This is a genomic window from uncultured Campylobacter sp. (assembly GCF_937973075.1).
Lineage (GTDB): Bacteria > Campylobacterota > Campylobacteria > Campylobacterales > Campylobacteraceae > Campylobacter_B.
In genome coordinates, this window is record NZ_CALBWL010000041.1 from 1 (window position 1) to 15,242 (window position 15,242).

At 47.1% G+C, this 15,242-nt stretch carries 12 protein-coding genes and 1 pseudogene; 7 read left to right on the forward strand and 6 right to left on the reverse strand.

What is annotated here, in order from left to right:
- From Q0274_RS05730 to Q0274_RS05750, 5 genes and pseudogenes are all read right to left on the reverse strand, one after another.
- Nucleotides 1-367 (reverse strand): annotated as a pseudogene (locus tag Q0274_RS05730) (hypothetical protein); the annotation flags it as partial.
- 391 nt (nt 368-758) lie between these two features.
- Nucleotides 759-947, reverse strand: coding sequence for a sodium-dependent tyrosine transporter (locus Q0274_RS05735; protein ID WP_177388229.1), 189 nt, complete (start codon nt 945-947; stop codon nt 759-761).
- A gap of 17 nt (nt 948-964) precedes the next feature.
- A complete protein-coding gene (locus tag Q0274_RS05740) occupies nt 965-1,756 on the reverse strand; it encodes a winged helix-turn-helix domain-containing protein (RefSeq protein WP_298028297.1) in 792 nt (263 codons plus the stop codon).
- 9 nt (nt 1,757-1,765) lie between these two features.
- Complete coding sequence (fdhD, locus tag Q0274_RS05745) at nt 1,766-2,548, reverse strand: formate dehydrogenase accessory sulfurtransferase FdhD (RefSeq protein ID WP_298028298.1); 783 nt, start codon at nt 2,546-2,548, stop codon at nt 1,766-1,768.
- Between the two features lie 267 nt (nt 2,549-2,815).
- On the reverse strand, nt 2,816-5,068 hold the full coding sequence (locus Q0274_RS05750; RefSeq protein WP_298028299.1) for a molybdopterin-dependent oxidoreductase: 2,253 nt from the start codon (nt 5,066-5,068) through the stop codon (nt 2,816-2,818).
- 533 nt (nt 5,069-5,601) lie between these two features.
- Between Q0274_RS05750 and napA the strand changes: the two genes are divergently transcribed.
- The 7 genes from napA (at nt 5,602) to Q0274_RS05785 (ending at nt 13,187) form a co-directional block, all read left to right on the forward strand.
- Nucleotides 5,602-8,385 (forward strand): nitrate reductase catalytic subunit NapA, encoded by a 2,784-nt coding sequence (napA, locus tag Q0274_RS05755; protein WP_298028300.1) that lies wholly within the window; start codon nt 5,602-5,604, stop codon nt 8,383-8,385.
- 3 nt (nt 8,386-8,388) lie between these two features.
- Nucleotides 8,389-9,147, forward strand: coding sequence for a ferredoxin-type protein NapG (gene napG, locus Q0274_RS05760; RefSeq protein ID WP_298028301.1), 759 nt, complete (start codon nt 8,389-8,391; stop codon nt 9,145-9,147).
- Nucleotides 9,144-9,953 carry a quinol dehydrogenase ferredoxin subunit NapH gene (gene napH, locus Q0274_RS05765; RefSeq protein ID WP_298028302.1) on the forward strand — a complete coding sequence of 270 codons (810 nt, stop codon included), beginning with the start codon at nt 9,144-9,146 and terminating at the stop codon, nt 9,951-9,953. Before napG ends, napH begins: the two co-directional genes overlap by 4 nt.
- Nucleotides 9,950-10,483 (forward strand): nitrate reductase cytochrome c-type subunit, encoded by a 534-nt coding sequence (locus Q0274_RS05770; RefSeq protein ID WP_298028303.1) that lies wholly within the window; start codon nt 9,950-9,952, stop codon nt 10,481-10,483. The genes napH and Q0274_RS05770 overlap by 4 nt, the downstream gene beginning before the upstream one ends.
- Before the next feature lie 9 nt (nt 10,484-10,492).
- Entirely contained in the window at nt 10,493-11,698 is a 1,206-nt protein-coding gene (locus Q0274_RS05775; RefSeq protein WP_298028304.1) for a hypothetical protein, read from the forward strand.
- On the forward strand, nt 11,695-12,030 hold the full coding sequence (locus tag Q0274_RS05780; RefSeq protein WP_298028305.1) for a chaperone NapD: 336 nt from the start codon (nt 11,695-11,697) through the stop codon (nt 12,028-12,030). Before Q0274_RS05775 ends, Q0274_RS05780 begins: the two co-directional genes overlap by 4 nt.
- 203 nt (nt 12,031-12,233) lie before the next feature.
- Entirely contained in the window at nt 12,234-13,187 is a 954-nt protein-coding gene (locus tag Q0274_RS05785; protein WP_298028306.1) for a hypothetical protein, read from the forward strand.
- 366 nt (nt 13,188-13,553) lie between these two features.
- On the opposite strand, the gene Q0274_RS05790 is transcribed toward Q0274_RS05785, so the two are convergent.
- On the reverse strand, nt 13,554-14,969 hold the full coding sequence (locus Q0274_RS05790; protein WP_298028307.1) for an AI-2E family transporter: 1,416 nt from the start codon (nt 14,967-14,969) through the stop codon (nt 13,554-13,556).
- Nucleotides 14,970-15,242: the final 273 nt, after the last annotated feature.

Sequence of the window (15,242 nt, forward strand, 5' to 3'; positions counted from 1 at the left end):
CGGGTGTTACCCCTCCGTGCATAATATGGTCGACGGTTAAATTGTTATCTTTCATAAATTTTAAAATTTCATCAGTTTGCTTGCTCTTTAAAAGCCTTTTTAGTTCTACGTCTATAGGGGGTTCTTTAAATACGTTTTTCGGGTTTGAATTGTAATCTATATCCCAGTAGCGAAATGCGAAGCTATCGACCTCTTCTTGGGTTACGTATTTGCTAAGACCGGGCACTTTGGAGACATTTGTATCTGAAGTAACGGTGAAATGGGTTTGTTTGCGCTCTATAAGACCCGATCTTTCGCCTAGCAGATACAGCGCACATACGACTACCACGCAGACGGCATAGATAAACCGAAGTTTGAAGTCTTTCAAAATTTCCCCTTAGAATTTTGCTCGCGACTATACCCAATGAGTACTTAATAAAATATAAATACTATATAGGCACGATAAGCAAAGCTGAGCGAAAAATGCCGTTGACAGGGTTTAAATGATGAAATATTTCAAGTAAATTTGGCGAACGAATGTAGTCATAGACCTTATTTGCGTAGCTACATCCTCTATTTACACACTACGCTAGGCTCTATATCCGAAGCTCGTTCGCCGTAAATTTACCACAACACCTTTGCACAAGCTCTTCTTGAAAGCGCAAACTCCAAAATCATCGTCCGTACTAATGAGCGGCGAGTCGCTACCGTATCACGAAGAGCGTATTTTGCGGATTCGTCTGCAAACTGCTCGCGCGGCTATAAAGTGCGCTTTGCGGCTATTTGCCGATAAAATTTTTCTGCAGCCACTCCATCGCTTTTTCTTCGCTTTCAAATCTGCCGCTTTTGGCGACTTGAAACTGCCCCTCATAGAAGCGAATTCTGATACCGTCTTGGACGCTATCTACCTTGATGCGCGTGATCCTGTCTTTGTTTAGATAGGTTCGTTCGTTTAGCTTTACAAACATCGTTTTCTCCTTTAAATTTAATGGTTTTTATCTTTTGCTTTACTTGCGTCTTTTTCGCCCTCTTTTTTCAAAAACAGCTCCTTAAAGCGCTCGTTTGCGTAGTTTTCTATATCGCTTTGCAGCTGCTTATATGCAGCGATCAGCTCATAGGCGCGTGCATTTAGCGTCGTGCCCGCGGCATTGCCGCCGCCTTGCTTGGTGCTAAAGAGCTCCTCTTGCAGATTTTTTTGTAAAATTTGCAGATGGCTCCAGCACTTTTTGTAGTTCATCCCCAAAACCTCGGCGGCTTTAGAGATGGAGCCCGTCTGAGCGATCACATCTAGCACTTCGGTTTTGCCCTTGCCGAAAATGAGCTCGCCCTGCGCATTTTCGATCCATGTTTTTGTTTTTACCCTCATTCTTTTGCCTTTCTTCTCCTTAAAGCAGCCCAGCTGACAATATTTCACGTCTATGGCGTGCTCCTTAAGCGTAGAGCGCACGGTGTCAAACCCAACTCCGCCGCTAGCTACGGCGCGGGCGTCGCGACAAAAGATCCGTCTTTTATCATCCAAAAGCGGATCTAGCTTTTGCAGCGCCTTTATGCTACCTCCGCTGCATTGCAGCTTGCCGAACTGTCCGAGTTCGCAGCGATCTATCCGTATCCCTTCGCGCGCCGCGAGATCTCCTACGACGCTTGCATCTACGCCTAATTTGGCGGCGATCTTAAACGCCGCGCCGCAATCAAGCTTGCCGCTTGGATTTAGTAAATTTAAAATCAGCCTTTTGATCTCGCTTGCTTTTTTATCGTCTATCTTGATATCTATCTCCATGCCGCCTTCTTAACTCAAAATTCTCTCTTCGCCGCTATAAATGTTTAAATTTTCGCCGCGCGCGAAGCCGCAAAGGGTAAGATCAAATTTACGCGCGATCACGACGCCGAGGCTCGTAGGAGCCGTGCGCGAAACAAGCGCGCTAACGCCGCTCATCACGGCTTTGGCGACCATTTCGGAGCTTAGCCTGCCGCTTACTAAAAGAAGCGAGCCCTGCGTATCGTGCCCCGCCAAGACCGCCTTGCCGACCGATTTATCGATGGTATTGTGCTGGGCGATATCCTCGCCGATAAAATACTCGCCGCCCGCGGTAAAGAGCTTTGCGGTATGCACGCAGCCGGTCATCTCGTAAAGCTCGCACTGCGTGTAAAACTCGCTCATCAAATTTAAAATTTCATTCTTATGAAATTTAGCGTCCGAGCGGACTTTGCGCGCCGCCATCGCTGCAGGATCGATATTTGCGGTAGAGCTGCGCCCGCAGCCGCTGATGATGACTTTTTCGGCATCGAAGCTATTTAGCCGCTTTTCGTTTATCTCGCCGCAGACATTCACGCTAAGTCCGTCGGGCGCGAGCTCGATGCTTCTTATACCGCTTAGATCCAAGATCAAATTTTCGCTCAGCAAATAGCCTATCGCAAGCGCTTTCTGATCGCTCGGAGTCGCCATCAGCGCGCCGAAACGCTTGCCGTTTAGTAAAATTTCAAGCTTGATCTCGCGCACCAAGATATCGCTTACGATCCTTCTTTCATCCCCTTTAAATTTAACTATCTCCGCCCTATAAATCGGCTCCATAGACCTTCCTTATTTTAATTTCGCCCGTATCGTAGTGAAATTTTGCTTAAATAGCCTTAATTCGCCGAAGTAAAGCCGAAGCGGCGTGCGTAAATTTAAAGCGCTCGCAGTTTTGTATTTAAAAAATCGCGTGGAAAATTCCACGAGCCGCTCGCACCGTGAGCACAAGCGGCCATGAAACGCCCGCAAAGATAAAATTTCATCAAATTTTGCCGTAGCCGCGATTAAATTTCATCTTTGCGAAGCGGGCGGAATTTACCGCCCAAACTACCTATGCACCGGCGATAGATAAGGTTTCTCGGAGTGCATCGACATCTCGTTTTGTCTTCTGAACTCGATAAACTCGCTCTCGCTAAGCTTTCTGATATTTGCGATCGTCATCTTTAGCGGCGGGATGCCCGATAGCGGATCCAGATCGCCCGCATGCACGAGCTCGTTGCCGTCGGCCTCGCTGTAATGGAAGGTCGTAAATATCGTACCCTCTTTCAGATCCGGATTTATGCGAAGTTTCGCGGCGATCTGACCGCGCTTATTTTTAACAAGCGCGTAGCAACCTTCGGTAAGCTCGCGTTCGCGTGCGATGTCGGGGCTTACCTCGATGAGCGCGCCTTCTGCACCCGCGCCATACTCTAGCGCGCGACACTCTCTCGTCATCGTGCCAGTGTGGTAGTGATAAACCTTACGCCCGGTCGTAAATAAGCACGGATAAATTTCATCCGGTATTTCGCTAAGCGCACCGCTTCCCACCGGATAATCATCAGGGATTTTCATCTTGGCTCTAAAATCCGCCTCAGCTTTAGCGCGCTCCTCTTTATCATCCACGTAAAGCACCGGCACCATTCTAAATTTACCGTCAGGCAGCATCGATTTATGATCTGCGTAAAGAACCGGTGTGCCCGGATGATCTTCATCAGGACATGGCCAGCTGATGCCGCCTAGCTTATCTAGCCTATAGTAGCTAATACCGCCGAAAAATTTAGGCATTAACGCACGCACTTCGTTCCAAATTTCTTCTGCGCTTAAAAAATCAAACCCTTCAAGTCTCATTCTTTGTGCGATATTGCAAACGACCTTCCAATCAGGCTCTACGCCGGGAGCCGGCTCGCTTGCCTTGCGCGTGCGCTGGACGCGGCGGGAAGTGTTTAAAAAGGTGCCGTCCTTCTCACCCCAGCCGGCAGCAGGTAGTACGACGTCGGCCTTCTGTGCGCTCTCGGTAAAGAAAAGATCCTGCACGATAAAGCAATCCAAATGGTGCGTTGCATGCACAAAGTGTTCCGTCCAAGGATCGCTCATTACAGGGTTTTCGCCGTAAACGTAGAGCAGCTTCAGCTCGCCGCTATCCATCTTATCGGGAGCAATCGTAAGCTTAAAGCCTGGAGTTGGATTTAGCTCGAAGTGCCATACTCTGCGCGCCTGCTCCTGAGCATAAGCGGAATTTACCGCGCCTGCCGGAATGACATTAGGCAGCGCGCCCATATCGCATGCACCCTGGACATTGTTTTGACCGCGCAAAGGATTTACGCCCGCGCCTCTTTTACCTAAATTTCCCGTCAAAATGGCTAAATTTGAAAGCGAAAATACGTTTGACGTACCGTCGCTAAACTGCGTGATACCCATCGTGTAGCAGATCGCCGCTGCGCCTGCTTTAGCATACATTCTAGCAGCTTCGATTACGAGCTCTTTTTTCACGCCGGTCTCGCGCTCGAAGCGCTCAGGAGTAAAGTCCTTAACCGCTTCTTTTAAATACTCGTAGCCGTGAGCGTAGTTTTTGATAAACTCGTCATCTTGCAAATTTTCGGCAATGATAACATTCATAATGGTATTTAGCGTCTTAATGTTCGCACCCACTGGAATTTGCAAATAGATATCGGCTTTTTTCGCCATATCTGTGCGCTTCGGATCTACGACAATCATCTTAGCGCCGCGCTGCAAGCCTCGCTGCATCTGCATAGCGATGATCGGGTGACACTCGCTCGTGTTGGTGCCGATGAGTAAAAATACATCCGTATCGGTAGCGAATTCGACCAAATCGTTCGTCATCGTTCCGTTTCCTAGCGTGTTGGCAAGACCTGCCACTGTAGGAGCGTGTCAAAGACGGGCGCAGTGATCGACGTTATTGCTGCCCTGAGCGCGGAAAAATTTCTGAAAAACGTAGTTGTCTTCGTTATTTGAGCGCGCCGAACTAAAGCCCATTATTGAGCTTGGGCCATATTTAGCGACGGTCTCTTTAAATTTAGACGCTACAAAATCGTAAGCCTCTTCAAAGCTTACCTCCTCAAGCTTGCCGCTTCTATCAAATACTCCGTTTTTCTTACGGATCATAGGTTTGGCAAGGCGTTTTGGAGAATTTACGAACTCCCAGCCGAACATCCCTTTTAAGCATAGCTCGCCGTCATTTACGTGGTGAGCCTGCGTAGGGTGCGCGTTTACGATCCTGCCGTCTTTTACGATAAGATCGATACCACAGCCGGTGCCGCAGTAAGGACAAGTCGTTTTGACAATCTTTTCTCTGGACTGCATAATATTCCTTTCAAGAATTTTGGTTTGCACAGCTATTATACTTTCTAGATTATAAAAGAATTTTTAAATTAGTGAATTTTTTTAAGCAAAATTTAAGCAATATGCAAATATCGCATATTAAATTGAATAGTTAAATTTTACGCTTTTGCTTCGATAATGACGGCATTTTAGTGTAAAATTTATCGCTTATCGCAAAAGACGCTTTTTAAGCTAACTTTTATAATTTTAATAGAATTTTGAAATTATATTACGCTCTGTTTTATTTCAAAGCACAATTAAATTTTTATGAAATTTTAATGCTGATTTATCGGTATAATATATTAATTTAATTAAATGAAAATCTATATTAAAATTTATCAAAAACTCGCTATTCTGATAAAATTTAAGCCACTAAATTTAAAATTTATAAAATTATTATTTTATATCTGAAATTCATGCAGAAAAAACCTTGATTTTAATCTAGACTAAGCTGTTTTTTTATGCTATTATTCAAAATCTTAGTAGAAATTAATTCTAAACGAAAGGTTAATCTCATGGATAGACGAGACTTTATAAAAAGCTCTGCAGCAGCGGCTGCCTGTAGCGTTGCGGGCATCAGTTTACCTAGCAGTCTTAGTGCTGCGGACGAAGCTGAAAAAGGCTGGCGCTGGGACAAGGCGGCCTGTCGCTTCTGCGGCACCGGCTGCGGCATCATGGTAGCCACCAAAGACGGCAAGATCGTAGCGGTCAAAGGCGATCCGTTGGCGCCCGTAAATCGCGGTCTAAACTGCATCAAAGGCTATTTCAACGCCAAGATCATGTACGGCGCCGATCGCATTACCAAGCCTCTTTTGCGCGTAAATTCCAAGGGCGAATTCGACAAAAAGGGAAAATTTATCGAGATCAGCTGGCAAAGAGCGTTCGACGAAATGGAGAAGCATTTTAGGCGAGCCTATAACGAAGGCGGTCCCGAGGGCTTTGCCGTACTTGGCAGCGGTCAATACACGATCCCGGAAGGCTACGCCGCAGCAAAGCTAGTAAAGGCGGGCTTTCGCTCTAATAATCTCGATCCCAATGCTCGCCAGTGTATGGCTAGCGCCGTCGTAGGCTTTATGCAAACCTTCGGTATTGACGAGCCTGCGGGCGTTTTCGACGATATCGAGCTAACTGATACCATCATCGCTTGGGGTGCAAATATGGCTGAGATGCACCCGATTCTTTGGTCTCGCGTCTCCGACCATAAGCTTCGCAACCCGGACCGCGTAAAAGTTATAAATCTCTCGACCTACTCTAGCCGCACTTCAAATATCGCCGATATCGAAATTATATTCCGTCCGAATACCGATTTGGCGATATGGAACTACATAGCAAGGGAGATCGTCTACAATCACCCGGATATGATAGATGAGAAATTTATTAAAGAGCACTGCGTATTCGCTACCGGTCCAGTAGATATCGGCTACGGCCTACGAGAAGATATAAATCATAAAAAATACCGCAAAACCGAGCTTGATACAGCAGCTAAGCAAAAATCCAAAATTTTAAGCAAATCCGAGGGCGTTACCTTAGCATATCTGGGTATGAAAGAGGGTGACGTACTCGAAAACAAACACTCTGACAAATCGGATGCTCACTGGCTCATAAGCTTCGAAGAATTTAAAAAAGCGCTGGAACCTTACACGCTAGAATTTGTAGCGCCTTTGGCCAAGGGTGACGAAAGTGAGGATTTAGAGGCATTTAAGACCAAGCTAAAGCAGCTCGCAGATTATTACATCGAAAAGGACCGCAAAGTAGTAAGCTTTTGGACGATGGGTTTTAATCAGCACTCAAGGGGAACTTGGGTCAATGAGCAAAGCTACATGGTGCATTTCCTTCTCGGCAAACAAGCCAAGCCCGGCTGCGGAGCGTTTTCGCTTACCGGTCAGCCTAGCGCTTGCGGCACGGCTAGAGAGGTGGGCACGTTTTCTCACCGCCTACCTGCCGATATGGTCGTGGCAAATCCAGCACACAGAAAGGTTTCCGAAAAAATTTGGAAGCTTCCCGAGGGTACGATAAATCCAAAACCGGGTGCGCACTACGTGCAGGCTCTGCGCAATCTCGAAGACGGCAAGATAAAATGGATATGGGTACAGGTCAACAACCCGTGGCAGCAGATCGCCAACGCAAACCACTGGATCGCCGCGGCGCGCGAGATGGATAACTTCATCGTAGTAAGCGAGCCATATCCGGGACTAAGCGCGAAGGTAGCCGATTTAATCCTACCAACCGCGATGATCTACGAAAAATGGGGCGCATACGGCAATGCCGAGCGCAGAACTCAGTGGTGGAGACAGCAGGTCCTTCCTGTGGGCGACGCGATGAGCGATACATGGCAGATGCTAGAGTTTTCCAAGCGCTTCAAACTCAAGGATTTCTGGGGCGAGGTTAAAGTAAATGATAAGCTTACGCTTCCAAACGTTTTAGATAAAATTTCAGAATTCGGCTATACGCCAGAGACTACACTATTTGAAGTGCTCTTTGCAAACAAAGACGCTCAGGCTTTCGCTGCAAAGGATCCGATTATGGCAAGCTTCGATAACTCCGAAGTAAACGGCGACTCTCGCGGCGTCATCGGCAGTGACGGCAAAGAATTTAAAGGATATGGCTTTTTCATCCAAAAATATCTCTGGGAGGAATACCGTAAATTCGGCACCGGTCACGGACACGACCTGGCCGATTTCGATACATATCACCGAGTGCGCGGTCTTAGATGGCCGGTCGTAGACGGCAAAGAGACACTTTGGCGCTTTAACGCTCAATACGATCCTTATGCTAAAAAAGCGGCTCCGGATAGCGACTTCGCCTTCTATGGCAACGCCAAAGCGGCGCTTCCTAGCGGCGATCTGAAATCCGTTACTTCAGGCGAAGAAAAAACAAGCCTTGCCAATAAAGCTAAAATTTTCTTCCGTCCATATATGGATCCTGTAGAAGTGCCAAGCGAGGAGTATCCTTTCTGGTTATGTACGGGTCGCGTGCTAGAGCACTGGCATACGGGCACTATGACTATGCGCGTACCGGAGCTTTATCGCGCGGTGCCTGAGGCAAGATGCTATATGAACGAAGCCGACGGCGCCAAAATCGGCGTGCAACAAAACGAGATCGTCTGGATCGAGTCGCGCCGCGGCAAGGTAAAAGCGCGCGTGGACTTCCACGGACGTAACGTTCCGCCGAAAGGGCTTATTTTTGTGCCGTTTTTTGACGAGAAGGTTTATATCAACCGCGTCACGCTCGATCATACCTGTCCGCTTTCAAAAGAGACCGACTACAAAAAATGCGCGGTTAAAATTTACAAGGCGTAAATTATGAATAGGCGTGAGGTCTTAGGTATTCTTTCTTTAGCTGCGGGCGTAAGCGTTCTGGGGCTCGGAGTCGCAAACTCCAGCGAGCACGCCAGACTCCGCCCGCCCGGAGCTATAAGCGAGAAAGAATTTCTTAGCAAATGCCTAAGGTGCGGACTTTGTGTCGAGGCATGCCCATTTGATACGCTTAAGCTTGCGAGCTTTTGCGATCATGCTATTGCAAACGGCACGCCGTTTTTCATCCCGCGCGAAATTCCGTGCTATATGTGCGACGACATACCTTGCGTCGCAGCCTGTCCTAGCGACGCACTAGATAAAAGCCTGGTAAGCGAAGACTCCAAGCTTAATGTGCGTCTATCGAAAATGGGCGTTGCGGTCATAGATACCGAGCATTGCATCGCTTATGCGGGTATCCAATGCGACGCTTGCGTGCGAAGCTGCCCCGTAATGGATAAGGCGCTTAGGATCGATTACCGCCACAACAACCGCACCGAAAAGCACGCCCTGCTCGTGCCCGTCGTAGATAGCGACTACTGCACGGGTTGCGGTAAGTGCGAGCATGCCTGCGTAACGAAAAAGGCGGCTATCAGCGTCGTGGAGCGCGAGTGCGTCATAGGAATTTCAAGCGATAACTACGTCAAAGGCTGGATCAAGGGCGACGACGCGAAGCTAAAGGATGCAGACACCAAAATCAAGCTCGATCCGCAAAAGAGCAAGGACTACTTAAACGAGGACGATCTAATGGAGGGGGCTAGGCAATGAAATATACTATTTTAAGGCGTTTGAGCCAAATTTCTATTCTAGTCCTTTTTATTTTAGGAAATAATTTTGCCTTCAAAGCCGCGAGCGAAAACGGAATTTTATCCGGAATTTTAAAGGGTAATCTAAGCTCGTCGAAACTTTTCGGTACGATTAATCTAAGCGATCCATTTGCGACGGCGCAGATGCTGTTAGCTAGCTTTTCTTTGGGCGCTACGGCGGTTGTCGGAGCGGTTATCGTAGGCGCATTTTATGCGCTTATAGCGCCGCGAGTATATTGCTCATGGATCTGCCCCATAAATTTACTGACCGATCTTGCCGCGTGGCTTCGTAAAAGACTCGGCATAACGACTAAGATCGTTAGCGTAAACCGCAAGGCTCGCTACGTCCTAGCGGCGCTAGCGCTCATTTGCAGCGGAGCTTTCGGCTTTGCGGCGTTTGAGAGCGTAAGCTTTATCTCGCTTTTCGCGCGCGCCGTCATATCGCTGAGTGCGAGTGCGTTTGCAATCGCGCTACTGATCGTGGTTTTTGAAATTTTTGCAGGCGATCGCACGATCTGTTCGCGACTATGCCCGCTCGGCGGATTTTGGGCGGCACTTAGCTATTTTAGCATCATTCGCATTCGCCACGAGGTTGATAAATGCACGATGTGCGGCAAATGCAAAATGGTCTGCCCCGAAGTTCAGGTACTTAAGATGGTCGGGCGCGAAAACGGGCGCGTTAGCAGCGAGTGTATCAGCTGCGGGCGCTGCATCGACGTATGCGACGACGATGCGTTAAATTTTAGTATATTAGGAGTGAAAAAATGAAAAAAATGGTTTTAGGCTTAGCTCTTGCATGCTGTGCGGCGCTATTTGCCGCGGACAAGACGGCTTCTATAGACGCCGACAGCTTGGGCTTTATAAAAAGCGTGGACGAATCGGTGCAAAATAAAAACTCTCTGCCCGATTTCAAATATAGCGAGGACGCTCCAGGCGCCGCTTCGAAAATCGAGCGCAGCTTCGAAAACGCTCCGCCGCTCATACCGCACAGCTTAGAGGGGCTTGTGCCGATCACAAAGGATAACAATATGTGCGTAACCTGCCATATGCCCGATGTCGCTAAGGATGTAGGCTCTACGCCGATTCCAAAAAGCCACTTGGTAGACTTCCGTACAGGCGCGGATCTAAACGGCACGCTAGCCGAGCAGCGCTTCAACTGCACGCAATGCCACGTACCGCAAGCCCAAACCAATCCGCTAGTTAAAAATAATTTCAAAGCCGATTTTAGCAGGTTTAACGACGCAAATTCCACTTCTAATCTCATAGATACGCTAAATCAAGGCGCCGAGGTTGAGTAGGAGCGCGCGATGAAATTTTTACCACCGCTGCTACTTTGCGCCTGCTTCGTCTATGCTGGTAACGGCATCGCGGTACCTAGTGGCGCTGCAGGCATAGATGCGTCTGCGGAGATCAAACACGCTAGCTTCATACTAGAGCTTGACGCAAATGTCGCGGTGCTAAAAAATCTAGGCGGCGAAATTTACGCAGGGCTTGACAACGGCAAGCTCTATAAAATCACCATTAGCTCCGCGGAGAGTTCCATGCGAAATTCTGCCGCCGGGCAAAATTTCGCAGATCAAAATTCCGCCGCAAGCACAAATTCCGATGCGCCGCAGAATTCCAATGCGAAAGCAAGCGTAAATTTCGCGGGAGATTCCACCGCACATTCCGCTGCCGTAAATTCTTTAGGAAATTCCGCGAAGCAAAATTCTGCCGAAAATTCTACGGCATTAAATTCTGCCTCGAATTCCGCGTCGGGCGCAATATCTAAAACGCTAATTTTCGCCCTGCCCTCGTCCAAAAATTACCTAGACGAGCCGATGGGTGCTACCATATTCGACGTCGATAAACTAGGCGAAAAATACGCATTTTTATATAACGGCGACGCGTTTGAAAAGATGCTTGGCGTGTTTGCGGGCGGCAAGATCACGCACTACAAATTGCCGATGACGGGGATTAAAAACGTCTATTTCTACGACGAAAATACCGTGATTTTGCTAGGTCTTGGTAGCGAAATTTTATACTTCGACCTGTCTAGCGGCAAGGTAAGCTTCGAGCAAAAGCTCACCATCGCGTCTTTGGGCGGCAGCGCCTACGACCACGCTAGCGGGACGCTACTAATCTCGTGTGAGGGCGGCATCGTGTTTTATTTCGACGCGAAAGCGAAAAAACTTATGAGCCAAAAGTCCCTGCACAAGGACGGAATCTACTCCGTGGCGCTGCTTGGCGATCGCATGATGAGCGGCTCGAACGACAAGGAAAGATCGTGTTACTACGAAAACGGCGATTTCTCTAAATTTTATAACGCCCATTTTGCAGTTTTTGCTGTGGCGCTAAGCCCCGAGCTGGGCGCTTTTACCGCTAATAACGGCGTGCGCGTAATCGATAAAGCAGGCGAGATCATCCGCAGCATCGAGCTAGATAACGATGTCATCAACTATCTGCTTTTCGAAGGAGATTATCTCGTGGGCTCGGGGTATAATAGATATATCTACTTTTGGGGGCTAAAATGAATATTTCAAGCGTCGTGATCTATCTAGGCGCAAATGCCGACGTAGCGGCGTTTCGCAAGCAGCTGCAAAGTATCGACGGCTGCGAGTTCGTCGCGTGCGAGGACGGTAAGGCGGTAGCCACGATTAGCGCGGAGAGCTTCGAGGACGAGATCGCCGCATTTCGCGCGATAGAGGCTATAGAGGGCGTAAGCGAGGCGATGATGATCTACTCATACTCCGATCTGGACGCAGATATCGCCGCGGCAAACTCCGACAACGGCGAGCAGATAATGCGCGAGCTGGACGAAAAAGATCCGAGCCAGATCAAATACGGCGGCAAGGTGCGGGTCTAAACCGCCGCCGCAAATTTTAAAATTTTACCGCCAAATGTAAATTTTAAAATTTCAAATTTAACTACCAAATTTAACTATATAATTTTAATCGCGCAAACAAGCTTGGAATTTTTACAGCAAGTCGTTTGCTGCAAGCACTGCGGATTATGGGCTCGTTAAGCTTGCATTGGATAATATAGCGCAATCTGCCCGAAGGAGTAAGCTTGCGCCTGAAATACCTTTGTATTATAGTTTTTCTGATCTGGCTTTGCATATTTATCACCTTACTGCCCACATATAGAATTTCAGCTATCTTAGAAGCGCTTGATTTTAGCGATAAAAATCTAACGCAAAGAGAGCTTGTAGAGCTAAATTTAAAAGATTACCTAAAAAAGCTTCACTATTTAGATAATTATCCGCAAATAGATTTCGGCAAGATGGCGGATATTCACTTAGACAAAAACGGCTATGAGAGAGTAAGATTTTCATGGTGTAACGGCGATAAATATCCCGATGATAGATGCGAATTTTGGAAGCTGGATAAAAGGCTAAATTTTGATTATCTAATGGATCTGGGTTCTAAAATTTGCAAAAACGGCGAACCTATAGAAAATGCCGAAGAGATTGTAGAAAACGACGAGGTTTTAAAGCTACGCCTCTTTTATCCTTGGGAGCAGGAGCATTTGATTGACGAAGATGGAAATTTTATAGAGAATTTTATATATATGAGGTTTGGAGATGGCGCCAACCACTCATTCGACCTATTTACTGATTTTGTATTTATAAGTAAAAATGACATACAATTACCAATTATGTACGAAACAAAAACTAAAAAATTTGACATAATTACTCCAGAAAACAGATGTTATAGGTGGCTTTTAAACTCTATATTTAGGGATGTAGTTTATCAACAAAAAAAGAGCATATACCCGTTTTGCTATAACTATAAAAAGATAATTGATGAAAATATGGATTGCGATAGAGAATATATATTTTCTTTCATTTCAATATACGACAAGGGGAACAATCTCGATTATAAAACGATATTTTATAATAAAAATTTATACGATTATAAACATGAGACGGACATACTTTTTAAACAATACCAAAATTTAAAGAATCAAAAGAATAAGATAAATTTTAACTCACAAGGAGAAGGCGACGAAAGTGGGTATTGAGTTGCTGGGCATTGCCTGCTAGAGCTGAAGTTAAAATTCTTTCTTTTATTATCGACTACTTTAAATTTAAACTCTAATCCATAAAATTTCGCCACGCCGCGCGGTGTAGCTTAAAAATACTGCGCCGCCGCATGACGCGACCCAAAATAACCTCGCCGATACTCGCGATCTTTGCTCTAAAATTCGTCAAAGAGCGCGAGCAGCAGCTGAAATTAAAATTTGCCTTTAAATTTAAAGCCTTTAAGCCCGCGCAAGAGCGCGAACGGACAAAAAGCCGCAAGGGCGTAAGAGCCGCAAGGGCATGCTGGGCATTGCGCTTTACGGGCGACATTTTTATAAATTTAAAAACGCCAAGCGGCGCAAGCCCTACTCGAATTCTATCTTTTTTAGATAATCGTATAAATTTAGCACCGCGATAAATAGCGTTAAAATCGCGGGTCCCAAGATCACGCCCCAGAACCCAAACGTGCTGATGCCCGAAAGCATCGAGAAGAAAATCAGCATCTCGTTGATGTTTGCTGGGTTTTCGACTAGGCGCGAGTTGATAAATTTTATTACGAGCGGCTTTACGAAGCTGTCCGCGAGCGTCGAGATCAGTATCACGCAATACGCCATTATCACGATCGCACCCGAGGTACTACCCCCCGCTAGCACGTATAGCGCGGTGGGTACATAGATGAGCGCGCCGCCGACTGCGGGGATGAGCGAGCAGAAGGCGAAAAGCACCCCCATCAGCAGCGCGTCAAAGCCGAAGATCCCCGCGATGATCGAAAACAAAAAGCCCTGCAATACGGCGTTGAAGATGGTCGAGTAAAACACGACGCTCATCGTATTTGCCGTCTCGGAAAAGATATAATCGATCTGCGCGGGCTCGACGGGTAGAATTTTTTTGAAAAAGCGCTTGAAGCTCTCGCCGTAGAGGTAGGCAAAAAAGCAAAATACGATGATAAGCACCATATCGACGATAAATTTCGCGCTGGATTTCCCGACGACCGAGAGGTAGGAGATGATCTGCTTCGCTAATCCCGCGACGTCTAGGTTTGCTAAAAACGAGCGAAACTGCGTATTAAATTTTTCAAAAGGCCCGGGCAACCTGATATCTAGGCCCTGAACGTAGCTAAGCGCGTCGTTTAGGCGCGCCATATCGAAGCTCGCGGCGTTTTTGGCGATCTCGATCACGGCGTAGATGAAAGGCACGAAAAAAAGCGCGCATAGCAAAAACAAGCTAAGCACCGAGGCTAGCGTTTGCCTGCCGCGGCACAGCTTCGTTACTTTAGCGTGCAGACCCGAGGTCGCCACCGCCATCAACACGCCGATTGCGATCACCATCAAAAACGGCGAGAACAGATAGATCACACAGCAAAACATCAGCAAGGTTGCGCCGATAAAAAATATCTTGTTCGTTTTCGCGCGCCCGCTAGCCTTGGCAAGACCTGCTTTCATACCCGCGGCGGCCCCCGAAGCGGCAGCGGCGCCTAGCGCGGAAGCATTAGCCGAGAAGGTTTCATTGGCTTCGGCAGCGTCGTTAAGTGCGGAAGCACCAGCAGATGAGACTCCATCGGTTTCGACCCGTTTTTTGCTTTGATTTTTAGCAGCGGTTTTGTTTTTGTTTTTGACGGTTGCTTTGGCTTCAGCGGCGGCTTCGATTTTGCCCTCAGCATTATTTACGGTCTGATTTTCAGTAAAATTTTGCGCCTCGCCTTTGGCGTTATCCTCGGCGTTATTTTGGGCTATCTTTTCAGCCAGGTTTTTATTGCGGCTTGCGGCGTTGTCTTTTGGCATCGGCAAATTTTATCCTTTTGAAATTTGATGAGCTATTTTATAAATTTTTTTATCAGATTTCGATTAAATTTTAAAATTTCATAAAATTTGCGAGCGGCGTTCTCGTGCGTTTTCAACATACAGCGCGCTATACGACATGTACACGGATCGTGCCTGATTTATGAAAATAGCGCATAGCTCGAACATACGTCAAAACCAGATGTGTGCCTATGCCGTATTCGAGCCCTGCGCACACCGCGGTAAGACCCCGTCTTGTGCCGAGCTTTTGGCGGA

Excerpts from the sequence above, each read along its gene's own strand:
- Q0274_RS05780 (WP_298028305.1), top strand. The coding sequence starts at position 11,695 with ATGAATATTTCAAGCGTCGTGATCTATCTAGGCGCAAATGCCGACGTA.
- Q0274_RS05740 (WP_298028297.1), bottom strand. The coding sequence starts at position 1,756 with ATGGAGATAGATATCAAGATAGACGATAAAAAAGCAAGCGAGATCAAA.
- Q0274_RS05770 (WP_298028303.1), top strand. The coding sequence starts at position 9,950 with ATGAAAAAAATGGTTTTAGGCTTAGCTCTTGCATGCTGTGCGGCGCTA.
- napG (WP_298028301.1), top strand. The coding sequence starts at position 8,389 with ATGAATAGGCGTGAGGTCTTAGGTATTCTTTCTTTAGCTGCGGGCGTA.
- napH (WP_298028302.1), top strand. The coding sequence starts at position 9,144 with ATGAAATATACTATTTTAAGGCGTTTGAGCCAAATTTCTATTCTAGTC.
- Q0274_RS05735 (WP_177388229.1), bottom strand. The coding sequence starts at position 947 with ATGTTTGTAAAGCTAAACGAACGAACCTATCTAAACAAAGACAGGATC.
- napA (WP_298028300.1), top strand. The coding sequence starts at position 5,602 with ATGGATAGACGAGACTTTATAAAAAGCTCTGCAGCAGCGGCTGCCTGT.
- Q0274_RS05790 (WP_298028307.1), bottom strand. The coding sequence starts at position 14,969 with ATGCCAAAAGACAACGCCGCAAGCCGCAATAAAAACCTGGCTGAAAAG.
- fdhD (WP_298028298.1), bottom strand. The coding sequence starts at position 2,548 with ATGGAGCCGATTTATAGGGCGGAGATAGTTAAATTTAAAGGGGATGAA.
- Q0274_RS05775 (WP_298028304.1), top strand. The coding sequence starts at position 10,493 with ATGAAATTTTTACCACCGCTGCTACTTTGCGCCTGCTTCGTCTATGCT.